Source organism: Eubacterium barkeri, assembly GCF_900107125.1.
GTDB lineage: Bacteria > Bacillota > Clostridia > Eubacteriales > Eubacteriaceae > Eubacterium_O > Eubacterium_O barkeri.
In genome coordinates this window covers 12,812-34,985 of record NZ_FNOU01000005.1, presented here as the reverse complement: position 1 = coordinate 34,985, position 22,174 = coordinate 12,812, and the positions used below count along the sequence as shown (strand labels likewise).

General features: G+C 51.8%; 17 protein-coding genes, 1 pseudogene and 1 riboswitch. Of the genes and pseudogenes, 12 read left to right on the top strand and 6 right to left on the bottom strand.

From position 1 onward, the window contains the following. Positions 1–119: 119 nt before the first annotated feature. The 3 genes and pseudogenes from BLU30_RS04410 to BLU30_RS14660 all read left to right on the top strand — a co-directional run bounded on the left by BLU30_RS04410 (position 120) and on the right by BLU30_RS14660 (position 2,065). Positions 120–329, top strand: coding sequence for a hypothetical protein (locus BLU30_RS04410; protein WP_090243872.1), 210 nt, complete (start codon positions 120–122; stop codon positions 327–329). A 404-nt stretch (positions 330–733) separates the two neighbouring features. Beyond that, a pseudogene (locus BLU30_RS14665) lies at positions 734–1,270 on the top strand (MATE family efflux transporter); the annotation flags it as partial. Between the two features lie 33 nt (positions 1,271–1,303). Beyond that, positions 1,304–2,065: an MATE family efflux transporter gene (locus tag BLU30_RS14660; RefSeq protein WP_340148125.1), complete on the top strand. Its 762-nt coding sequence runs from the start codon at positions 1,304–1,306 to the stop codon at positions 2,063–2,065. On the opposite strand, the gene BLU30_RS04400 is transcribed toward BLU30_RS14660, so the two are convergent. The 6 genes from BLU30_RS04400 to thiC form a co-directional block, all read right to left on the bottom strand. After that, positions 2,052–3,539: a B12-binding domain-containing radical SAM protein gene (locus BLU30_RS04400; RefSeq protein ID WP_090243870.1), complete on the bottom strand. Its 1,488-nt coding sequence runs from the start codon at positions 3,537–3,539 to the stop codon at positions 2,052–2,054. The two genes, BLU30_RS14660 and BLU30_RS04400, sit on opposite strands and share 14 nt — an antisense overlap. A gap of 18 nt (positions 3,540–3,557) precedes the next feature. Continuing rightward, complete coding sequence (gene bzaD, locus BLU30_RS04395) at positions 3,558–4,892, bottom strand: B12 lower ligand biosynthesis radical SAM protein BzaD (RefSeq protein ID WP_090243868.1); 1,335 nt, start codon at positions 4,890–4,892, stop codon at positions 3,558–3,560. A gap of 12 nt (positions 4,893–4,904) precedes the next feature. Beyond that, a complete protein-coding gene (locus BLU30_RS04390) occupies positions 4,905–6,464 on the bottom strand; it encodes a DUF2284 domain-containing protein (RefSeq protein ID WP_090243867.1) in 1,560 nt (519 codons plus the stop codon). Beyond that, entirely contained in the window at positions 6,451–7,527 is a 1,077-nt protein-coding gene (cobT, locus tag BLU30_RS04385; RefSeq protein ID WP_090243866.1) for a nicotinate-nucleotide--dimethylbenzimidazole phosphoribosyltransferase, read from the bottom strand. The genes BLU30_RS04390 and cobT overlap by 14 nt, the downstream gene beginning before the upstream one ends. 158 nt (positions 7,528–7,685) lie before the next feature. Then, a complete protein-coding gene (gene bzaB / locus BLU30_RS04380; RefSeq protein WP_090243864.1) occupies positions 7,686–8,972 on the bottom strand; it encodes a B12 lower ligand biosynthesis ThiC-like protein BzaB in 1,287 nt (428 codons plus the stop codon). 13 nt (positions 8,973–8,985) lie between these two features. Further along, a complete protein-coding gene (thiC, locus tag BLU30_RS04375) occupies positions 8,986–10,272 on the bottom strand; it encodes a phosphomethylpyrimidine synthase ThiC (RefSeq protein WP_090243862.1) in 1,287 nt (428 codons plus the stop codon). A 98-nt stretch (positions 10,273–10,370) separates the two neighbouring features. Continuing rightward, a riboswitch (cobalamin riboswitch) is annotated at positions 10,371–10,555 on the bottom strand. A gap of 526 nt (positions 10,556–11,081) precedes the next feature. On the opposite strand from thiC, the gene BLU30_RS04370 reads away from it, so the two are divergent. From BLU30_RS04370 to purB, 9 genes are all read left to right on the top strand, one after another. Then, entirely contained in the window at positions 11,082–11,939 is an 858-nt protein-coding gene (locus BLU30_RS04370; RefSeq protein WP_176770824.1) for a leucine-rich repeat domain-containing protein, read from the top strand. A 127-nt stretch (positions 11,940–12,066) separates the two neighbouring features. Next, the gene (locus tag BLU30_RS04365; RefSeq protein WP_090243859.1) at positions 12,067–13,317 is read left to right on the top strand and encodes a chloride channel protein; all 1,251 of its coding nucleotides are present in this window, start codon (positions 12,067–12,069) and stop codon (positions 13,315–13,317) included. Between the two features lie 427 nt (positions 13,318–13,744). Next, positions 13,745–13,984: a (2Fe-2S) ferredoxin domain-containing protein gene (locus BLU30_RS04360; RefSeq protein ID WP_090243857.1), complete on the top strand. Its 240-nt coding sequence runs from the start codon at positions 13,745–13,747 to the stop codon at positions 13,982–13,984. After that, positions 13,984–15,687, top strand: a complete 1,704-nt coding sequence (locus BLU30_RS04355) for a [Fe-Fe] hydrogenase large subunit C-terminal domain-containing protein (protein ID WP_090243855.1) — start codon at positions 13,984–13,986, stop codon at positions 15,685–15,687. The genes BLU30_RS04360 and BLU30_RS04355 overlap by 1 nt, the downstream gene beginning before the upstream one ends. Next, the gene (locus BLU30_RS04350; protein WP_090243853.1) at positions 15,687–16,859 is read left to right on the top strand and encodes a SpoIIE family protein phosphatase; all 1,173 of its coding nucleotides are present in this window, start codon (positions 15,687–15,689) and stop codon (positions 16,857–16,859) included. The genes BLU30_RS04355 and BLU30_RS04350 overlap by 1 nt, the downstream gene beginning before the upstream one ends. 111 nt (positions 16,860–16,970) lie before the next feature. After that, positions 16,971–18,515, top strand: coding sequence for a ribonuclease Y (gene rny / locus BLU30_RS04345; RefSeq protein ID WP_278286239.1), 1,545 nt, complete (start codon positions 16,971–16,973; stop codon positions 18,513–18,515). Positions 18,516–18,664: 149 nt separating this feature from the next. Then, positions 18,665–19,453 carry a TIGR00282 family metallophosphoesterase gene (locus BLU30_RS04340; RefSeq protein ID WP_090243849.1) on the top strand — a complete coding sequence of 263 codons (789 nt, stop codon included), beginning with the start codon at positions 18,665–18,667 and terminating at the stop codon, positions 19,451–19,453. 1 nt (position 19,454) lies between these two features. Beyond that, entirely contained in the window at positions 19,455–20,642 is a 1,188-nt protein-coding gene (locus BLU30_RS04335) for a pyridoxal phosphate-dependent aminotransferase (RefSeq protein ID WP_090243847.1), read from the top strand. Positions 20,643–20,650: 8 nt separating this feature from the next. After that, positions 20,651–22,084 carry an adenylosuccinate lyase gene (gene purB / locus BLU30_RS04330; protein WP_090243845.1) on the top strand — a complete coding sequence of 478 codons (1,434 nt, stop codon included), beginning with the start codon at positions 20,651–20,653 and terminating at the stop codon, positions 22,082–22,084. The last annotated feature ends 90 nt before the right edge of the window (positions 22,085–22,174 follow it).

Below are 22,174 nucleotides of genomic sequence, written 5' to 3'. Positions count from 1 at the left end.
GAAAGAGGCCCCCACAGGATGCAGAGTGGGGGCCTTTTTGCCAGGAAGGGTATGAGGAGGAGGTATCCGTTCGAGAAATCGCCTTATATCGACATTTTAAGAATAAAGAAGACATTTTTATGAAAGTAATAGACGCCGCACAAATGCGTATTATGGAGACATATGTTCTCAATGCGGTGCCAGAGACGGTTCAGAAGGATAACATCGCCGGGGGATATCGTGAATTGTCCACGAAGCAATTGTGTGACATTGCATGGAATCTCTTTTGCCTTTATACCAAAGATCCGGTCGTATCAGATTTCCGAAAACTGCTCACACGGGAACAATAGAATGAAGCATTGAATGGATTTATTGAACGGACACAATAGAAAAAACGCTCCATTTCTGGAAAGGCAGTGATGCGCTTCTGAGCAGCGGATTACAGGGGAATCAAAAAGTATTGAACGAAACCTGGGAAGAGATACACGTGAAAAGAGAAAGGAATAAGGCGGTGTATAAAATGACAGAACGGAAAATACCAGAAAAAGCATAAATGACCAAGGCGCGTTTTGAAAAGTCCTTCGGAGGATTAGAAAAATCGGGTTTAGTGCCATAGCGCCAAATTCCCGTTGACTTTCACCTCCGCCTTATGTATAATGCATTTGTTCACTCGGAGGGTGAGCCATTCGTTGGAAATGGTGAGCTGGATAAGGTGGCAGGCTGAAATGTCTGTCTCCTTATCCAGCTTTTTTTTATGGAAAGGAAGACGATGGATTTATTACGAGATCGAATCAGACCAACCTATTTTAAATATTTGGGGGCCGCTTTTGGCAGCGCTTTAATCAGCTCGATTTATGGCATTGTGGACATGGCCATGGTGGGGCAGTATCAGGGGCCGGTGGGGACTGCCGCACTGGCCGTGGTGGCACCAGTATGGAATATTATTTACAGCCTGGGGCTGCTCACCGGCATTGGCGGCTCGGTGTTATTGGCCTAGGCAAAGGGCCAGGGGGCACGCGGGGAGCAGAACCAATACTTTACCGCGGCCCTGATCTTAACAGCTATTTTAGCGGCTGTGGCATGGCTGGCCATTGGTTTTTTTGATACGGAAATGCTGGGGTTTTTCGGTGCGGAAGAAATCCTGCTGCCCTTGGCAAAGGCATATCTGGCTCCCGTTAAATACGTGGTGCCGGCGTTTTTACTCAACCAGATGCTGGCTGCCTTTTTAAGGAATGACCAGGTACCGGGCCTGGCGACGGCGGCGGTTTTAATTGGCGGGGTGTTAAACATCTTTGGAGATTATTTTTGTGTGTTTATCCTGGATATGGGGATTAAAGGGGCAGGTCTGGCCACGGCAGTAGGGGCGGTGGCTTCACTGCTTGTCATGCTGACCCATTTTAAATCGAAGCAGAATACTCTGGGCCTGTGCCGCCCCATCCGGGGATGGGAAAAGGTTGGAAAAATCCTGCGCATTGGCTTTTCCACCTTCATTATCGATGTGGCTATGGGGGTCTTGACCATTTTATTCAACCGCCAGATTATGAATTATTCAGGAACCAACGCCTTGTCTATCTATGGGGTTATCGTCAATATCAGCACCATCGTCCAGTGCTGCGCCTACAGTGTTGGGCAGGCGGGTCAGCCGCTTTTAGCAACGAATTTTGGCGCGGGTCAGGGCCAGCGGGTTAAAGCCACGCTGCGCTATATGATTATGACAGCATTTTGCTTTGGGGTGCTTTGGACGGCGTGTATTTTTATTTTTCCCAATGGGTTTATCCATATCTTTATGAAGGCTTCCCCGGAGATATTACAGATTGCGCCGGGCATCCTGCGGATGTATGGCCTGTCCTTCCTGCTCCTGCCCATTAATGTGTGCTCAACCTACTATTTCCAGTCTGTCATGCATCCGGGGCTTTCTTTAATGATTGCATCGGCTAGGGGTATCGTCGTCAGTGGCATCCTGATTTATGTACTGCCGGCGCTCTTTGGTGCCAACGCCCTGTGGTTAGCCATGCCCGTTACAGAGCTTTTAACCATGGGCTTCGTCATTGCAGCACTGAGGATTACTATTTTTACGATACTGTAATGTTGTCAATCTGATTGCAGGCCTGTGAAAGAAGCACATCCCTCTGGACCAAGCTTTTCGGATGGGCCAAGGCATCCTCAAAGGCATCCACCAGGATGGTGTTGATGGCGGCGTAGCGGGCTACCATCTCCGGGTCCTTGATAGCCGATTGCTGCCAGGTGTCAGCCATATAATCAAAGATATGGTTGGTGATTCCCCGCATGAGGGCAGCCAAGGCGGCCACCTCAGGGTGGAGGTAGTCTGTATCGGCCTCGTAGACGGAGTGGTCGGAGATATTCAGCCGTCCCGCTGCCTTGAGGTCCTGGTAGCTGCTGCTCCCGGCCAGAATAATCTGATGGTGATAAAGGACATTGACCGAGATTTCCAAACGCTCCAGGAGCTGGTTGCGCTGGAGAAAGGCCAGATTAGCCCGGAGGTCCTCAAAGGTGGAGTCTGGCTCAAACATGATGAAGCCTACATTGGGCTGGATGCCATTTTCCCGGAGGATGGCCAGGGCCCGTTCATTATCGCTGACGGTGGTATGCTTATTGAGTCGGGCCAGGGTTTCATCCCGTCCGGATTCCAGACCCACCAGGATGTCCTTTAAGCCAGCTTCCACCAAGGCGGCGGTGGTTTCTTGGTCAATATCGTTGGCCCGGGCTTCGATGCCGAAGGTAATGGGCCGTTCCTTAAGGAGTGTGGCCAGCTTCAGGACCCGATCCCGGCCCACTTTGCCCGGGCCGTAGAAATTGGGATCCGTAAAGTAGAAATACCGGTGGTCGGTCTGGGCAATAATCTGGTCGATTTCCGCAATGATGTTTTCCGGTGAGCGCCCCCGCCATTTGGCACAGCCCCCCTGATTGCCGTAATAAGGGTTGATATAGCAGAAGGTACAATCGTTGTAGCAGCCCCGGCTCCCAAAGATATTGACCTCACCCCCGGGGTAGCTGGTGGCCTTACGGATGGGGAAGGGCAGGCGGTCAAGCTCGGTGATGGTTTGCCCGAAGCTGGCGGCAAAGGTGCCATCCCCCTTGGGATAAGCCAGGCCCTGGATCCCGGTGAAATCATCCAGGGAATCCACCAACCGGGTGATGGTGATTTCATTTTCCCCCAGCATGGCGGTATCCACCGCTGGGCAGCGGTGGAAGATTTCCGGATAGGCGAAGGTGGGGTAATAGCCGTAGATGGTGATGTGCTGGATGCCATAGTCGGCCTTCAGCCGGGTGATAAAGGCGTAGAGGGTGTGATTGTCCTCCCAATTGTACACCAGATGGATGCCCAGAAGCTGGGGCTGGAAGGCGGCGACTTCTTTTTCGATGGCCGCGTAGCTGAGGTTTTCCATGTAACCTTCCACTAAATCGACGCAGTGGCCGGCGGCCAGCAGGGTGGATGCCAGATAGCCGGAGTTTAGGCAGGAGGCCAGGGTAGTATTGGCGATATCGTTCTGCCGGTCTGGTGAAGGCTTACGGGGAGGTTCTAATAATAAGATGCGCATTTTCTTTTTCCTTTCGAATCATTCAATACCGGACCACATCTGTACATTTTGCCGTTGATGATAGATTTCCAATTCGTAGCGTAGGGTGCGGTGGGCAGCGGGATCGTAGTACACGGGGTAAAGCAGGTCGGTATCATCGTCAATTTCCCCGCTTTCCCGGGCCAGGCGTTCCACCTTGGTCCTGGGCATGATGCGAATGAGGTTTAAGACGATGGTTCCGATGCTTTTGGAATCCCGGTGAATGTCGTAGATGGCATCGATGAGGGCCTTGGATTCAGCGATGGTTTGGGCATCTTCTCCAGGGACATTGACTAAGAAGTGATACACTGTAGTAATGCCCACCTGGGAGAGAATACGGGCGGTATCTAAAATCTGTTCCACCGTTAAGTGTTTGTCTAACATATCCAGATGCTTTTGACACAGGCCGTCCGGGGAGAGGGAAAAGCACTCACACCCCGAGGCGGCGTACAATCGGGCATTTTCCAGGGTGAAGAGATCCTCCCGGAAGAAGCCACTCCATTTGATTTTTAGATTTCGGGCCAGGATTTCCTCACAAATGGCATCCAGATGGTTCACGGGGAAATTGACGATGGAGTCTGTGAGGTGGATGCGTTCCACACCGTATTTCTTCTGAAGAAATTCAATTTCGTCCACCACGTCTTTGGGATCCCGGCACCGCATGCAATGGCCCTGGAGGATGGGATAGGAGCAATAGCCACAGGAAAAGCAGCAGCCGCGTTTAGTCTCAACCCCAACGCTTTCCACATATTTGTTGACCTTCAGGTATTCCCGGGGATCCAGCAAATCCCGGTTGGGCATTTGATATTCGGCCATATCGAAGGTGCCGGTGGGTGGGGTCAGATGGATCTGCCCATTTTGCCGACAAATAATGCCGGGTAAGGCTGGCGGATTGTCCAGATGATCCAGCAGGGCGAGGATGTTTTCCTCTGCCTCTCCGACAATACCACAGGTAATCTGGGGGAATTCCGCCATGAGCCGTTCCGGAAAGAGGGAGAAGGCGGTGCCGCCAGCCATGAGTGGCAGCGCTGGTGCCGCTTCGGCAATCAGGTCCAAGGTGATGGCGAAGGGGACCAGGAGGGAGGTGGTGCGGTTTCCCAGGGGGTCTAAATTCCGTAGGGATATCCCCAGGATATCCGGCTCTTCCTCCCGAATGGTGCGGATTAAATCACCGTAGGGGTCCATGGCCATGTTCATATCAAAGATGGAGACGGCGTAGTAGCCGCTTCTTTCAATGATGGAGCCCAGGGTGACGATACCAATGGGATAAACCCGTTCAATGTCCATTCCCTCCATGGAAATAGCCTGGATGAGCAATATTTTTTTCTTTTTCATGCTTACCTCTTTCTACTCTAAAAGGAGCAGTGCATAGTATTTGATGACTTCGCCCTTTTCCTTCAGGGTTTTTAAGGTCTCACCCACCGCTGAGACGGTGGCAAAAACATCGATGCCGGAGCCCTCCATGGATGGCCGGCTGTGCTTGTGGTTGGTACAAGGCTCCGATAAATCACAATTGGGGCAGATGCTGCAGGGGCCAGCCCAGTAAATAAAGGCCTTGTAATACCCAGCCTTAAAAGCGGCGGCTTCCGCCGCCAGGCATTGCTGTTGGAAATCCCCGGTAGGGGGCTCTCCCTTTAAGAGTAAGGCCCGGGTGTAGGTGTTTATGAGGCTCTGGGTTTCCCCGGGGCTTAGCTCATGGTTCCGGCTGCAGTGTTTTTTATCGTAGGAATTGCATCCAAAACGGCATTTGTTTTGGGCAAAGTCCGTCACTACCACATCCCTTGGTACAAAGGGAATGGCCTCAGTAAAACCCAGGGCGCGAATAACTGGAATGAGCTGAGCCACGGGGTCCAGAGACAGGGCATCCAGGGTTTGGCGGGAGGCTGAGGCAAAGACGATGCTGGTGTCGGAATCCAGGGGTGTAAGGCCGGTGGTGGCTAACCCCAGGCCCTTCAGGGCCTGGGTGACCCAGGTGCTGTCGTAGGCCCGGCCGTTGTAGGTGTTCACCAGCATGTTGATGTCGGACAGCCGGGATTTGATTTCCCAGTGGTCGGTATAGAAATCGTGGAGGAGCATCAGTCCGTCCTCCGCCAGATGGGCTGCGGCATTCTTCAGGACCAGGGCCATTTCAGCCTCGCTGTAGGCATGGACAATATTGGAGAGGATGATGAGATCGTAGTGGGCAGCCTCCTGCCAGGGATCCTCTAAAATATTCTGGTCCACATAACGAATACGCCGGGATATATCCGGAGGATAAGTCTCTACCAGGGTACGGGTGTGGGGGAGAATCTGTCGGATATCCATGAGGGTGGCCTGGGCCTGGGGATAGGCCGCCAGGAGACTGGTGGTAAATCCGCCGCTGCCAGCCCCCACATCCAGGATTCGGGCATTTGGAGGGATGGCTTCGCCCAAAAGGGGCAGGATCTCCGGTATTTTCAGGCTGATGACGGCGTCCATGGCTTTGAGGTAATCCAGACGCCGGGCTTCCATTTCCGACTCAGAAACCGTGGCGGTTGGAAAATGGGTCCGGGTCCCGGCGGCCAGGACATCCCTGAGGGTGGACCAATCCCCCTGGAGTTCTTCCCGCCAGCGGATATTGCCCCCCTGGTACAGGGGACGGCCGACAACCAGATAATCTGAGGATAGCTGGGTATTGTACCAGGTTCCTTCATAGCGATCCACCAAATCCAGGGATTTTAGGAGCTTTAAGAATCGAAGGAGGGCGCCTTCGTCCAAATTCAGGCTCTCAGCCATGTCCGCCGTGGTTGCATTGGGGCTGCGGTCTAAAAAGTCAAAAAGCCCTAGATTCAGGGCGGTAAATAGGGTATCGGAATACCAGTAGGCGGTGGCCAGATCCTCGAGATACTGGCCGCCGCTTGCATTGGGATCGTACTTAAGCCAGGCCATTGGTGACTGAGGCCTCTTCAAAGGTGAGCATATCGTTCATACACCGGGCGGCGCACTCCACCAGATGCATGGCCACGGCGGCTCCGGTTCCTTCGCCCAGGCGGAAGTCAAGATTTAAGAGGGGACGCATCATAAGCGTTTGCCACATCATTTGATGCCCAGGCTCCTGGGATTGGTGGGAGGCGATCATGTAGTCGGCGGCACTTGGGCAAAGTCCCTTGGCGATAAGGGCCCCGGCAGTGGAAATGAAACCATCCACCACCACGGGGGTCTGGTTAACCGCGGCTCCTAAAATCATTCCAGCGATGCCGGCGATGTCGTACCCACCAATTTTCATCAGGACATCCAGAGCGTCAGCCGGGTTCGGATCGTTGATGCGGATGGCATCCTTGATGACCTGTATTTTGTTCAGAAGGCCAGCATTATCGACACCGGTGCCCCGCCCGGTAACAGCGGTAACAGGATATTCCCCCATAACAGCCAGTATAGCCGCACTGGGCGTGGTATTCCCGATACCTAAATCACCGGTGCCTAGGAGCTGAACCCCTTCCTTATGAATGAGATCATCGGCGACCCGTGCCCCGGCTTCCAGAGCGGCGATGGCCTGCTCCCGGGTCATCGCCGGGCCCTTACGCATATTATTAGTGCCGTGGGCAATTTTACAGTCGATAACGGCACCAGAGGCCACTAAATCGGGCATATCGGGAATGACCCCCATGTCAACGAGACGGACCTCCGCCCCGCTGGCTTTACCGAGGATGTTGACACCAGCACCTCCAGCGACGATGTTCTTGACCATTTCCATGGTGACTTCCTGGGGAAAGGCAGAGACGCCTTCTTCGGCTACGCCGTGGTCGGCGGCCATGGTGAGGATGACTTTCTTATCGACATTGGGGTGGATGGTGCGCTGGATACCGGCCAGCTTGACCCCGAGGGTCAGGACCTGGCCCAGGCTCCAGGGGGGAATGGCCAGCTCTTCCACATGGGCAGCGGCTTTAGCTTCCCACTCTGGGTCTGAGGGCTGGGTGTGATCGAGGATATAATCTAAAGTTAGAGTTGACATAGTGGTTTCTCCGATTTTGAATTCAGTGCGCCATGCCTCACTCGCTCCGGGCTTTCGCCCTGCGCTCGTTCGCGGCTGCGCCGTATGGTAAATCCATGTGCAATGCTTTTATGAAAGCAAGCTTTCAACAAGCATTACCCATGGATTTCCCCCATGGCTTAGTTTATGCCGAAAAATTCTGCGGCGACATCTGCCGGGCACTTGGCACCCTGGCAGGCGGCACAGTGGTCGCTGTGGGGTTCGGCGGCCATTTTAGCACGGACGATTTCCGGTTCCAGGCTGTTGGCAATCTGGGCTTCGGTGTCCCGGGCTACCCGGGCCTTGGACATGGCCAGAGAGCGTTCCCAGCTTTTGCCGCCCCGACGGAGCATATTGGCGCAGTCGGCGGCGATTTTGGTAGAGCGAACCCCCATTTTGACATCCTCTTCGTTGGGCAGGCCCAGATGTTCGGCTGGGGTGAGGTAACACAGGAAGTCGGCACCGTACATACCGGCAAAGGCGCCGCCGATGGCACCGGTGATGTTGTCATAACCTGGGGCGATATCGGTAGCCAGGAAGCCCAGGATGTAGAAGGGAACACCGTAGCACAGGCGTTTCTGCATTTGCATGGTGGTGCGGATCTGGTTCAGCGGCACATGGCCTGGACCTTCAATCATGACCTGAACCCCTGCTTCTAATGCCCGTTTGGTCAGCTCGCCCTGGACCATGAGACCTGTCATCTGGGCAGCATCCAGGGAGTCGGCATTACAGCCAGGGCGGATGGCATCCCCAATGGAGAGCACGGTGTCAGTGGCCTTAAGGATTTCAAGGAGCCGATCGAATTGTTCATAAAGGGGATTTTCCTTTTCATTGTGGAACATCCAGGCGGTGAGGAAGGAGCCCCCACGGCTGACCACATCCGTGACCCGGCCCGTTTTCTTCAGTGCATTTAACACCTGCCAATTCAGGGCAGAGTGGACGGCCATAAAGTCCATCCCTTCCTGACATTGCTTTTCCACCACGGCAAAGAGATCATCGGCGGTCATATCCACCATAGCACCATTGCGTTCGATGGCTTCAACGCTGGCCTGGTAAATGGGCACACAGCCAGCGGCGATGTTGGAAACCGCCAGGGACTGCTTACGCATGGCGTCGATATCGTCGCCAGTGGACAGATCCATGAAGGCATGGGCGCCGCATTCTTCTAACATTCTGAGCTTTCGGGCTTCCATTTCCATATCATTACGGTCCGAGGAGGTTCCCATGAGGCCATTAACCTTGACATCCATACCGTGACCGATGCCACAGATTTTTTCCCGATCCCGATAACGGTTTTTAGGGATGACGATGTGTCCCTTGGACACACCCTCCCGGACAAATTCCGGAGTGACCCCTTCCATTAAAGCAACCTTTTCCATTTCTTCCGTAATTTTACCAGCACGGGCTTGTAATAATTGTGTTGTCATTGTGGTTTCTCCTCTATGCTTCTGCTCTTAAATACTTTTCAACAATCCGCATGGCGCAGTATTTCCCACACATGGTACATTCTGAGGTGAAGGAGGTACTGCGTTCCCGCCACATCCGCTCGGCAGTTTCAGGATCGATGGACAGCTCAAACTGGCGGGGGAAGTTCATTTCCCGGCGGGCCACGGACATTTCTTTATCCCATGCCAGTGCCGAGGGCAGGCGCTTGGCCACATCCCCTGCATGGGCGGCGATGCGGGAAGCCATGACACCCTGGTAGACATCATCCACACTGGGCATACCAATGTGTTCTGCGGGGGTGACGTAACAGAGGAAATCGGCACCGGCGTAAGCCGCGGCAGCACCACCGATGGCAGAGGTGATGTGGTCGAAGCCCGCGGCGGCATCCGTGGGCAGGCAGCCAAAGACGAAGTAAGGAGCACCGTGGCAAAGCTTCTTTTCAAGCTGAACCGTACAGGCAATTTCATCCAGGGCGACGTGGCCGGGTCCTTTGACCATGACCTGGACCCCAGCTTCCCGGGCCCGGCGCACCAGGGTACCGATCAAGACCAACTCTTCCACCTGGGCTGCATCTAAGGAGTCCGCCACGGCACCGGGACGCATGCCATCGGCAAAGGAGAGCACCACATCGTATTTGTGGCAGATTTCCACAATACGGTCGAAATCGGTGTACATGGGGTTTTCGGTGTTATTATGAATCATCCAGCCGATTAAGTGGCTGCCGCCATAGCTCACCAGGGGATCGATCCGTCCTTCTTCCTTGGCCCGGTGAATGATTTGAAGGGTGGTGGCCGGGTGCATGGCCAGGAAACTGACACCCTGGGCGGCTTGGCGTTCAATCATTTCAAACATATCCTCGGGGGTCATATCCAGGGCTGTGCCGTATTTTTTTGCGGTTTCGGCCAGGGTTTCGTACATGGGCAGCGTCCCCACCGGACGATCCACGGTGGAGAGAACCTTCTCCCGCATTTCTTCAATGGGCCCCCGGACGGAAAGGTCCATGATGGTATCTGCCTTGGCGGCAATGGCGGCCTCAATCTTGGCCATTTCACCCTCGATGGTGTCGGTGTCTTCGTACATCCCCACACTGGCAGATACCTTGGTGGTCATGCCACGGCCAACCCCCACGGGGGTGATGTTGGGCCGGGAGCTGTGGAGGATGACAATGGTGCCATCCGCAACGCCTTGGCGAACAAATTCCGGGGAAATCCCTTCCTTATCGGCAACGGCTTTCATTTCGTCGGTGATGATACCGGCTCTTGCTTGTTCCAGTAATGTCATAATCAAATCTCCTTTAGCGTAGTGGTCTGTCTGAACAAAAAAACGGTAAAGTCCATAACAGATCCTGTTGAATCTGCTATGGACTTTACCGTCGCCCATGCATCGTGGTTCATCAGGCAGGTCTCCTGGCTTACGGAATAACTCGCCAGAGGCCTTCCCATCATCGATTTGTTGATGACAGTGACATCTTCTCTGGCAATACCGCTTACAGTGATGGGTTCGCCCGGGATTTTAACCCGGTTCCCTATTCTCCCTTTCGGGCACCTGAAACACGTTGACTATTCATTTGTTTTAAGTATAGGCAATATCAGGGGATTGTGCAAGGTTTTTTTAAAAATTGAAAAAAATGAAAACAATGTAAAAGGCTGAGTGACGCTGAAAATCGAGCTGTTCATTGGGCTTGTCAATGTGTGTGACGGAGGACCTTGTCCGCTGTGGTGATTTCTTTTGTATTGCCGGGGTTCGCCCTTGACAGAAGCCCCCGGAATGAGTAGAATGAAGATAATAAAATAGTGATTGCGAGATGTAGAGGAATGAGTGAAAAACTCAACTGCTCCACTGCAACTGTAAGTCCCGAATTGACGAGGGGCGTAATAAGTCAGAAAATTTGAAATCTCGTAGAATCTTTCACCTGTGTCATGTGGAAACGGGATTGGTTTGCTTTTTTTGCTTTATGCAATAACGGTTCTTTGCCATTGGTGGAGGGCTGTTTTTTTGTGCGTAAGCTAACAGAAGTGACCACTTCTGTAAATTGGCAAAATTCTGGCAGAGGGCTTGCTCTTCTGCTACAAATCAAGGAAGGAAAGAGTATGGAAGGAAAAAGGTTAGGTCAGACGCGGGCCAAGCGATTTAAACGGCATCAGCGCCTGACAATTCTTAAAAGCACTGAAATCACCATAATTGATAGCGAGTGTTTTAAAAATTTCACGAATTTGCGGGAGATTAAAATTTGTGAGGGAGTAAGGGTTATTGGGGATGGTGCTTTTAAAAATTGTACGGCACTGCGGCGGATTGTCTTGCCGGATACCCTGGTGTCTATAGGCGTGGGGGCCTTTGATGGGTGTACCTCTCTGGAGGAAATCACCCTGCCACCTGGGATTATCGACCTTTCGGACCGATTATTTCGAAATTGCAAGCGCCTGAGAAGGGTCGTCATGGCGGGTCCCGTCTGTCGTATTGGGAAGGATGTGTTCTTTAATTGTGAGGGACTCCAGGAGATTAATCTACCCGATAGCATTGAGACCATTGGAACCCGGGCCTTTTATCGGTGTAAGGGATTAACGGGAGAGCTGAAATTGCCCAGGAGCCTTAAAACCATTGAGGAGGAATCTTTCCTGGGGATTTCCATTACGCGTATCCGGTGGAACGATTGTTTGAAGGTTGTGGGGTTTAAGGCTTTCTTTCGCTGTCGTTATTTAGAGACACTATCCATTCCTGAAAATATTCAGACCATTGATGAATGGGCCTTTCACGGCTGTAACCGACTTAAGGAGATCCGATTCAGCCATGTCCCGGAAATGGGGGAATGGTTGACCAATCGTTCGACCATCTGGTATTGCCCCAGAGAATCCTCCATTGCGGCTTATTGCCAGGATTTTGGGTATTCCTGCCATTTTTTAGAGACCGAGATGGACGGGCCGAATGAAACCCTGTGGAACTGTGTGTAATTAAAAAAACGAAGGGAGTTTCGTAGAAATAACGATGAAAATCCCCTCGTTTTTTTTGATGCCTCTTTTAGAAATAGGTATAGTGGGGTATAATCGTACTGTATCTAAAAGAAAAAGAAGAGGAAAGATGATGCATCAGGAAATCAAAAAGAATATTGTACTTGGACTGTTCATTGCGGTGCTGGGGGCCATTATTGGTGGGGTGGTCTGGTTTTTACTCTGGGTCATGGATTTGGGGATTACGCTATTGTGGGAATGGATTCCCGGGACGATGGCACTACCGGCATGGTATTCCCTGGTTATTTGCGGTATTGGAGGGATTTTGGTGGGAATCCTCCAGTGGAAATGGGGACCATGCCCTGAGGAGCTTTCCCAGGTCATGGGGGAGATTAAGAAGGGCCATCGCATTCCCTATAATCGTTTGCCCATTATTGCTCTTTGTGCCTTGGTTCCTCTGATTTTTGGTGGGAGCCTGGGGCCTGAAGCGGGCTTGACCGGAGTGATTGCCGGGCTGTGCTATTGGCTTTCCGATAAATTCAGATCCACCTATTCTGAGGTGGAAGAGCTCACCCAAATGGGGATCGCCGCCACCCTTGGGGTAATTTTCAGGGCCCCTCTCTTTGGATTTGCCAACGAAATGGAGGATGGTGCCGGGGAACGGACCATTCCCAAGCGTTCAAAAATCCTGTTATACTTTGTGGCGATTTTGTCGGGATTTGGGGTTTATTCCATCCTGTCCCATGTGCTGGGGGGCGGTATGGGCCTGGGACATTTTGAGTCCATTACCATCACCGAAAGGGAGTGGATTGCCATGATTCCCCTGGGGCTTTTGGGGACCCTGTGCGGCATGCTGTACTATGGTTTTGGACGGGTGACGGAGTGGCTGACAGGTCCCTTAAAAAGTCGAAAAATTATTCTGGGCACCGTCGGTGGACTGGTTCTTGGTGGTGTGGGGATGGTTTTACCCTATACCATGTGGGCTGGGGAATCCCAAATGACGGTGTTGATGTCACAGTGGACGGCCTTTCCGGTGTGGATGCTCTTTGCCACGGGGCTGGCCAAGCTGTTTATGATCCATTTCTGCATCAGCTCGGGATGGCGGGGCGGAAATATCTTCCCGGTCATCTTTTCCGGGGTCTGTGTGGGATATGGGGTAGCGGCCCTGTTCCCGGGATTGGATGCAGTATTCTGTGTCGCAGTGGTCACCGCGGGACTGTGCGGGGCGGTGATGCGTAAGCCCTTTGCGGTGGTGATGCTGTTAATGATCTGCTTCCCGGTGGCAGCCATCGTTCCCATGTGCGTCGGGGCCTTTATTGCCGGAGCAATCCCCGTGCCCAAGGTGCTCGTGGCTGGTGAACCTGCTGGGACTAATGGTTGAAGTCTGATAGTAGGGAAACTTAAAATATGGGTGGTTTGTCCATTTGGTTTGTAGAAATGGGACGGCTGTTCGCAGATTGTATAACAGTCATGCTCCCGCTCGTCGTACAGGCTGCGCCTGTTCGCCTCAAGGTCGCAGTGCCTGGTATACAATCTACGGACAGCCTGGGTTTTGTGGGACAAACGGGAAACCGTTATTTGTAGCGGCGGTAATAGCAAAACGAAGGGGGGATGGACATATCTTTCACTCAAGTCTGTATCAGGGCGGACAGGCATGTGTTCGAAAGCGCGCAGCGGTTTCGGTAACACACCCTGTCCGAATCTGCAGGCAGACGGAGTGAAAGATATGTCCAGCACGCCGCACTGACTAAACGCTGACGCTACCGCCCAGCCTACTTGCTTTGTCTTGATTTTGAAGGAGATAAGATATGAAAGAAATTAAAATTTGCATTGGATCGGCCTGCCATGTTCGTGGTTCTTACGACGTTGTGGAGAAATTCAAGGAAATTGTGGCGGTCCGGGGCCTGGAGGATGAAATCGAGTTAGTGGGGTCCTTTTGCATGGACACCTGTAGTGATGGCGTTGCCGTCAAGTATGGGGATACCATTTATAATGTCAAGATCGATGAGGTTGAAGCCGTTTTGGACGAAATCATGGGGACGGACTGATGGGTGTTATTAATTTTAATAAGGCGAATTGTAAAAACTGCTACAAATGCATCCGATCCTGCCCGGTAAAGTCCATTCGGATTGTAGAGCATCAGGCCCAAATCGTAGAGGATTTGTGCATTGGGTGCGGTAATTGCTTTAAGGTCTGTCCCCAGAATGCCAAGCAGGTGGCCAGTGATGTGGACCAAATTAAGGAGTGGCTTACCGGCGGACCGGTGGTGGTCAGCCTGGCGCCAAGCTTTCCCGGGAGCTTTAACGTGGCAGAACCCCTGCGGGTGGTGGGTGCCTTGAAGGCACTGGGCTTTACCGCAGTGGAGGAAACAGCCATTGGTGCGGAGGCAGTTTCTAAGAATTATCGGGTGGATTACGACGGCTCCAAGCGCCACGTCATTACCACTTCCTGCCCGACGGTGGATATTATGGTAGAAAAATACTATCCTCAGCTGGTCCCCTATCTCAGCGGGGTGGTTTCACCGATGATGGCCCATGGCGCCCTGCTTAAGGAAAAATATCCCGATGCCCGGGTGGTTTTTGTAGGACCTTGCATCTCAAAAAAACTGGAGGTTCAGGAACAGTCACAGAACACTTGTATCGATGGGGTGATGACCTTTGACGAGTTGGATCTTTGGCTGACAGAGGCAGGTTACGATATCCGCCAAATGCCCGAGGTGCCCTTGGACTCCCAGGCCTGCAATGTGGCGCGTTTTTACCCCCTGGCTGGCGGCGTGGCAAAAAGTAGCGTGTCCGATGTGGCAGGTCCAAGACGGGTGATCAAAATTGATGGCCTGAAAAATTGCCGGGATTTCCTTGATAATATCGATCAATTGGAGGAATCCTATTGGATTGAAATGAATGCCTGTCTGGAGGGGTGCGTCAATGGACCAGGAAACACCCACAGCCCCCTGGTGCAGTACGAACGGATGGAGCGGGTCCGTCGCTATGTGGAGAATGTGGATCGCGATGCCTTTGATGCCGATGCTGTGGCTCAGGCACCCCAAAGGGAGTACACACCCCAACCCATGGATATTTTCTCCGGTATCCCAGAGGAAGCTATTGTGGAAATTCTTCATAAAACTGGGAAATATCAGTCCAGTGATGAGCTGAACTGTGGTACCTGTGGTTACGACAGCTGCCGGGAAAAGGCGGCGGCGGTCTATCGGGGAATGGCGGAAATCGATATGTGCCTGCCCTACATGCGGAACCGGAACGAGGCGGTGTCCAATCTGATTATTGCCACTACGCCCAATGCCATTGCCGTACTGGATCGGGATTATCGGATCCTGGAATTCAACTCGGCGGCTGAGCAAATTTTTGCTGTCTCTAAAAACGATGTTATGGGTCAGGATTTTACCCAGATTTTTGATTATAATCCCTTTACCAAGCTTAAAAATGTGGAAGGGAACACCTACAGTGGACGGGGATATTATTTCCAGGGGGGAATCCATTTCATGGAGATTTTAACCTACATCCCTGAGCAAGATATGTATATGGGTATTTTTGTGGATATTTCCCAGGAAATCAAGAAGGAAAATACCTTTAGACAGATGCAGGTGGAAACCCTGGAAATGGCCCAGAAGGTCATTGATAAGCAGATGCGGGTAGCTCACGAAATTGCCGGCCTTTTGGGGGAAACAACAGCGGAAACTAAGGTGACGCTGACGAAGCTTCAAAAAATTGTAACCACAGAGGCAGGTGAGGACTGATGCCCCTGTTTATGGATATTGCCCATGATCGGATCAATAAGTATAGCCAGGAGCTCTGCGGGGATAACGTGGAAATCCGGTTTAATGACGAGAGCGTCATCGTCGTGCTGGCAGATGGGCTGGGCAGTGGGGTAAAGGCTAATATCCTGGCCACCATGACCTCCACGATCACCGCGACGATGCTGGAAGAAAAAATGCCCCTTCCAGATGTACTGGAAACTTTGGAGGCCACTCTGCCGGTGTGCCAGGTGCGTAAGTTGGCTTACTCCACCTTTACCATTGTCCAGGTTTTTTGGCGTCGTCAGGAAATGTATATTGTTGAGTTTGATAACCCGCCAATCGTTTATGTCCGGGATGGGGAAATCATTGATTTGCCACGAAAAACCATGGATTTTCAGGGAAAAAAGGTTTTTGAAACCACCATGGATATTCAGGTTGGGGATACCATGGCTTTCTTTAGTGATGGCGTGATCTACGCCGGCGTTGGCGCCTTGATGAACTTTGGCTGGCAGTGGGAGGACGCCGCCGATTATTTCCTGGCCCGGACCTACGATGAGAACATGGTGACCTGCAAGGATATCTCCATGAAGATGATTGAGACCTGTGATGAGCTCTATGCCCATAAGCCCGGGGATGATACCACGGTGGTGGTGATGCGGGCAGAAGAGCATCAATACGTCACCCTCTTTTCCGGACCGCCACTGGATCGGACCAAGGATTATCTCATCAAGGATATCTTTGATGAAGCCAAGGGAAAAAAAGTGGTTTGCGGCGGAACCGCCAGTAACATCCTTTCCCGGGAATACGGAGAGGAGATTGACATCGATTTGTCCACCATGTCCCGGTCCGTTCCTCCGGTGGGTCATATGAAGTCCATTGACCTGGTAACCGAAGGCGTGATTACCATCCAGGAAACCGTTCGGATTATCCGGGAGTATATTGAAAAACGCCAGGGACATAAGGCCTTTAAAGGAAATGGCGGTGCGGATATTTTAGCGGATTTGCTGGTGAATCACTGCACCCATATTGATTTTGTCCTTGGGAATTCCATTAATCCAGCCCATCAAAATCCGGATTTCCCAGATGCCCTCAGCTCCAAGTGGCGCATTACCAAAGAGCTGATTGATTTGCTGGAATCCCTCAATAAATCCGTCAAGATTATTTATGTATAAAAGTCGTTAAAAAAGCGGATTGTGAAAACGCTCTTTATTGACAACATTTTCAAAAAAGGATACAATAGCTTAGTAACACTAATTTGAAAAATGGAAATCACATAATAGGAGGTGAAACCAATCATTACATTAATAATCTGCTCAATGATCGCAGTCGTCGTTGGACTTGGCATCGGATATGTCATCCGAAAAAATATTGCCGAAGGAAAAACGCGCAGTGCGGAAGAAGAAGCAAAACGCATCGTAAATGATGCGATTCGAGATGGTGAGGCTCAGAAAAAGGAATTGTTGTTCAATGCCAAAGAAGAAGCCATCACCCTGAAGGAATCCATCGAGAAGGATAATCGGGAGCGGCGGAATGAGCTCCAGAAAATGGAAAATCGGTTGGTCCAAAAAGAAGAAAACCTGGACCGTAAGAACCAAAATCTGGAACGTTCCATGGAGAAATTGGAAAAACGGAACAAGGAATTGGACCGTAAGCATGAAAAGCTGGACGGCATGCTGGATGAAAAACTCCAGGAGCTTCAGAAGATTTCTGGACTCACTGCAGAAGAAGCCAAGGAAATGGTTTTGGAAGAGGTGGAAAAGGAAACCCGAACAGAAGCCGCTATGATGGTGCGCCAGATTGAAACGGAAGCTAAGGCCGGGGCGGATAAAAAAGCCCGGGAATTAGTGGCTCAGTCCATTCAACGCTGTGCCGCAGACCATGTGGCAGAAAACACCATCAGCGTAGTGAATCTGCCCAATGATGAAATGAAGGGACGGATTATCGGTCGGGAAGGGCGAAACATTCGGACCCTGGAAACCCTGACGGGCATCGATCTGATTATTGACGATACCCCGGAAGCCGTTATCTTATCGGGTTTCGACCCAATCCGCCGGGAAATTGCCCGGATGTCTTTGGAAAAGCTCATCATTGATGGGCGAATCCATCCGGCAAGGATTGAAGAAATCGTTAACAAGAGCCAGAAGGAAATGGAAGTACAGATTAAGGAAGTGGGCGAGCAAGCTTGCTTTGATACCGGGATTCACAATGTCCATCCGGAAATTGTGAAGCTGTTAGGGCGACTGAAATACCGGACCAGCTATGGCCAGAATGTGCTCAAACACTCCATTGAGGTAGCCCATTTGGCGGGCCTCATGGCGGCAGAGTTGGAAGCTAATGTAAAAATTGCCAAACGTGCCGGACTCCTCCACGATATTGGGAAAGCCATCGACCACGAAGTCGAAGGGAACCATGTGGAAATCGGTGTAAATGTGCTGAAGAAGCATAAGGAAAACAAGAATGTCATCCATGCGGTGGAAGCCCACCACGGGGATGTGGAAGCAACTACCATTGAAGCCGTACTGGTCCAGGCAGCGGATGCCATTTCGGCGGCTCGTCCTGGTGCCCGCAGAGAGACCTTAGTCTCCTACGTCCAACGTCTGGAAGAGCTTGAAAAAATTGCCAACTCCTTCGATGGGGTGGAAAAATCCTTTGCCATCCAGGCTGGCCGTGAGGTTCGTATCATGGTGAAACCTGATGCCGTCGATGACGATGGCATGTTGATGCTCTCCAAGGATGTCGCCAAAAAAATCGAAGCGGAAATGGAATACCCCGGAAATATCAAAGTCAATTTGATCCGGGAAACGCGGGCTGTAGAGTACGCTAAGTGACGCCGAATCCGATTCCGTGAAACGGAATCGGGAGCAGGCCGGTCTACGAGCGTAAGCGAGTGGCCTGCGGTAATGAGGCAAGGAAAGTATAGATTTCAAAAAAAGAAGGAAGGGGAAGCCCCTTCCTTTTTTAATAACAAGGAGTCATCATGAAAATACTAATGATCGGGGATGTCTTCAGCCGGCCGGGCCGAAGCGTCCTTAAAGAGCATCTGAGGGAGATTATCACAGCCCATCAGGTGGATTTTACCGTTATCAATGGGGAAAATGCTTCGGGAGGAAACGGCATGACCGAAAAAAATGCGGCGGAGCTGCTGGCCCTTCCCGTGGATGCCATCACCATGGGAAACCACGTGTGGAACCAGAAGGAAACCGTCCATTATATCGACGCCTATCCCCAAATCGTCCGTCCGGCCAACTACCCCGAGCCCTGTCCGGGACAAGGTTTCGCCATCTTTCACCATGGGGCAGTCCGCATTGGCATCCTCAACCTCTCCGGTCAAATTTTTATGCCGGAAATGGGGTGCTGTCCCTTTGCTACCTTTGATAAAATTTACGAGGCCAATCGGGAAGCAGTGGACATTCTCTTAGTGGATTTCCACGCCGAAGCCACCTCTGAAAAAATAGCTTTTGGGTATTACCTGGACGGTAAGGCTTCGGTGGTGGTGGGAACCCATACCCACGTCCAAACCGCCGATGCCCGGGTCCTCCCTGGGGGAACCGCCTATATTACCGATCTGGGGATGACCGGGGCATTAAATGGGGTCATTGGAGTGGAGAAGGATATTATCATCGGCAATATGCGAACTAAGCGCCCGGAACGCTTCGTGGCGGAAAAGGACCATCCCTGGCAGATTAATGGTATCCTGGCCGATGTGGATGAAGGGACAGGACGAGCCCGGAGCGTTGAGCGGATTTACGTGGTTTACGGAGAGTAGCATGAAATTATCACAAAAATTAGAAACCTGTATCCCTTCCCTGACCCTGAAGCTGGCAGAGCAGGCAGCGGTCTTTACAGCGGCTGGAGAATCGGTGGTGCGCTTTGGTACCGGGGAGCCGGATTTCATCACTCCGGACTATATTTGCTCCGGGGCCAAGGCGGCCATCGATGCCGGATACACCAAATACGATGCCGTGGCCGGGGTGTATGCCTTGCGCCAGGCCATTGCAGAAAAGCTTCGTGTTGAAAATGGGCTGGAATATACCCCGGATGACATTATCGTGGGGAGCGGGGCTAAGGTAAGCCTATCCGTGGGCCTCCAGGCCATGCTGGACCCTGGGGATGAAGTCATTATCCCCAGACCCTATTGGGTCAGTTATACGGAAATGGTTAAGCTGGCTGGGGGTGTTCCGGTGGTGGTGGACACCGATCCCGGGGCTGATTTTAAAATGACGCCGGAGCAGTTAAAGGCTGCGATTACAGATAAAACAACGGCCCTTATGCTCAATACCCCCTTAAATCCCACTGGGGTGTTTTATACCGAGGGGGAACTTGCAGAGCTGGCCAAGGTCATTGTAGAGGCGGATATCTGGGTGATTTCCGATGAAATTTACGAGGCCTTCGTCTACGATGAAGCTAAGGTGGTGAGCATCGCTTCCCTGGGAGAGGCGATCAAGGCCCATACCCTAGTGGTTAATGGTTTTTCCAAAACCTTTGCCATGACCGGTTGGCGTCTGGGCTATGCCGCGGGGCCCCGGACTCTGATCGAGGGGATGAAGAAAATCCAGGGTCATCTCATTTCTCATCCCTCTACCATCACCCAGTACGCAGGGATCACAGCCCTTACCGAAAAGGGGGATAAGGTATCAGAAATTGTTGCTGTTTTTGATGTGCGCCGTCGAGCGATGATGGCGAGAATGAACGCCATCCCGGAATTTCGCTATATTTACCCCCTGAGCACCTTCTACATTTTTGTGGACATCTCTGCCATAATCGGGGATAATAAATACAAAATAGCCTCGGCTTACGATTTTGCGGCACAGCTATTAGAGAATGAAAAGGTCGTGACCATTCCCGGAGAAGCCTTTGGTGTGGAGAACTACATACGGTTTTCCTTTGCCACCAGCCTTGAAGAGATCCAGGAAGGCTTCGACCGGATTGAACACTTTTTAGAAGGACGAAGATAGGAGATACGATGAAAGAGTATTACGAAAGCCCCCTTATTGAACGGTATGCCTCCAAGGAAATCAGTCGGATTTTTTCCGCAGATAATAAATTTTCCACCTGGCGCAAGCTCTGGGTCGCCCTGGCAGAAGCGGAACAAGAACTGGGGTTACCCATTACCGATGCACAGATCGAAGAGCTTCGGGCTAAGATTTACGATATTGACTATGATATGGCGGCCAAGGAAGAAAAAATCCTTCGCCATGATGTCATGGCCCATGTCCATACCTACGGTGCCCAATGCCCGGGGGCCAAGGGAATCATCCACCTGGGGGCCACCAGCGCCTATGTGGGGGATAATACGGACATTATTACTTATACCGAAGGACTGATTCATGTGAAGGGGATTCTGGTCAACCTCATTGCCAAGCTGACAGATTTTGCCATGGAATACAAGGATCTGCCCACCCTGGGCTTTACCCACTTCCAGCCTGCCCAGCTGACAACTGTTGGGAAACGGGCGACGCTATGGATTCAGGACTTGCTCATGGATTACGAAGACCTGTGCCACCTGATTGGTAGTGTGCGTCTTCGTGGGGCCAAGGGAACCACTGGCACCCAGGCCAGCTTTATGGATCTCTTCGAAAACGACCAGGCCAAGGTAAAGCAGATTGATGCCTTAGTGGCCAAGAAGATGGGCTACAAAAAAACCTACGCTGTTACAGGGCAAACCTATCCCCGTAAATTTGACGCCCAGGTGCTGGCTGTGCTGTCTGGCATCGCCCAGAGCTTGAGCAAATTTGCCACAGATATTCGGCTTCTTCAGCACTTAAAGGAAGTGGAAGAGCCCTTTGAAAAGACACAAATTGGTTCCTCGGCCATGGCCTACAAGCGGAACCCCATGCGCTCAGAACGCATCTGCTCCCTGGCCCGCTATGTCATCGTGGATTCCCTCAATCCTGCCATCACCCAGGCCACCCAATGGTTTGAACGGACCCTGGATGATTCCGCCAACAAGCGCATCGCGGTACCAGAAGCCTTCCTGGCCGTGGATGCCATTATCGGAATCGCCAATAATGTGGCAGGTGGCCTGGTGGTCTATCCCAAGGTTATCCGCCAGCATATCTTAAACGAGCTGCCCTTTATGGCCACTGAAAACATTATCATGGAAGGGGTGAAGCGCGGTGGAGACCGTCAGGACCTCCATGAAAAAATTCGGGTCCTCTCCATGGAAGCCGGGGCCACCGTCAAGGTGGAAGGTAAGCCCAATGACCTTATGGAACGCATCGTCGCTGACGGCACCTTTGGGATCACTGAGACAGATGTCGCCGCCATTTTGGATCCCAGCCTCTATATCGGCCGGGCACCCCAACAGGTGGAAGATTTCATCGAAGAGGAAGTCACTCCAATTTTAAAAGACAATGCTGACCTTATCGATAAATCCGAAGTGGATTTAAAGGTTTAAGCCCATAGAATCTGAGCACCCCAGAAGTGAAACCCACGCATCTGGGGTGTTTTTATATAGGACGATTCTAATTTGTGATTTTATTGGTAA

What these genes read in the sequence shown, in the direction of transcription:
- thiC (WP_090243862.1), bottom strand. Translation starts at nt 10,272, where the DNA reads ATGACATTACTGGAACAAGCAAGAGCCGGTATCATCACCGACGAAATG.
- BLU30_RS04390 (WP_090243867.1), bottom strand. Translation starts at nt 6,464, where the DNA reads ATGGCCTGGCTTAAGTACGATCCCAATGCAAGCGGCGGCCAGTATCTC.
- BLU30_RS04370 (WP_176770824.1), top strand. Translation starts at nt 11,082, where the DNA reads ATGGAAGGAAAAAGGTTAGGTCAGACGCGGGCCAAGCGATTTAAACGG.
- BLU30_RS04355 (WP_090243855.1), top strand. Translation starts at nt 13,984, where the DNA reads ATGGGTGTTATTAATTTTAATAAGGCGAATTGTAAAAACTGCTACAAA.
- BLU30_RS04340 (WP_090243849.1), top strand. Translation starts at nt 18,665, where the DNA reads ATGAAAATACTAATGATCGGGGATGTCTTCAGCCGGCCGGGCCGAAGC.
- BLU30_RS14660 (WP_340148125.1), top strand. Translation starts at nt 1,304, where the DNA reads ATGGGGATTAAAGGGGCAGGTCTGGCCACGGCAGTAGGGGCGGTGGCT.
- BLU30_RS04350 (WP_090243853.1), top strand. Translation starts at nt 15,687, where the DNA reads ATGCCCCTGTTTATGGATATTGCCCATGATCGGATCAATAAGTATAGC.
- bzaD (WP_090243868.1), bottom strand. Translation starts at nt 4,892, where the DNA reads ATGAAAAAGAAAAAAATATTGCTCATCCAGGCTATTTCCATGGAGGGA.
- BLU30_RS04335 (WP_090243847.1), top strand. Translation starts at nt 19,455, where the DNA reads ATGAAATTATCACAAAAATTAGAAACCTGTATCCCTTCCCTGACCCTG.
- BLU30_RS04400 (WP_090243870.1), bottom strand. Translation starts at nt 3,539, where the DNA reads ATGCGCATCTTATTATTAGAACCTCCCCGTAAGCCTTCACCAGACCGG.
- purB (WP_090243845.1), top strand. Translation starts at nt 20,651, where the DNA reads ATGAAAGAGTATTACGAAAGCCCCCTTATTGAACGGTATGCCTCCAAG.
- BLU30_RS04365 (WP_090243859.1), top strand. Translation starts at nt 12,067, where the DNA reads ATGATGCATCAGGAAATCAAAAAGAATATTGTACTTGGACTGTTCATT.
- BLU30_RS04410 (WP_090243872.1), top strand. Translation starts at nt 120, where the DNA reads ATGAAAGTAATAGACGCCGCACAAATGCGTATTATGGAGACATATGTT.
- bzaB (WP_090243864.1), bottom strand. Translation starts at nt 8,972, where the DNA reads ATGACAACACAATTATTACAAGCCCGTGCTGGTAAAATTACGGAAGAA.
- cobT (WP_090243866.1), bottom strand. Translation starts at nt 7,527, where the DNA reads ATGTCAACTCTAACTTTAGATTATATCCTCGATCACACCCAGCCCTCA.
- BLU30_RS04360 (WP_090243857.1), top strand. Translation starts at nt 13,745, where the DNA reads ATGAAAGAAATTAAAATTTGCATTGGATCGGCCTGCCATGTTCGTGGT.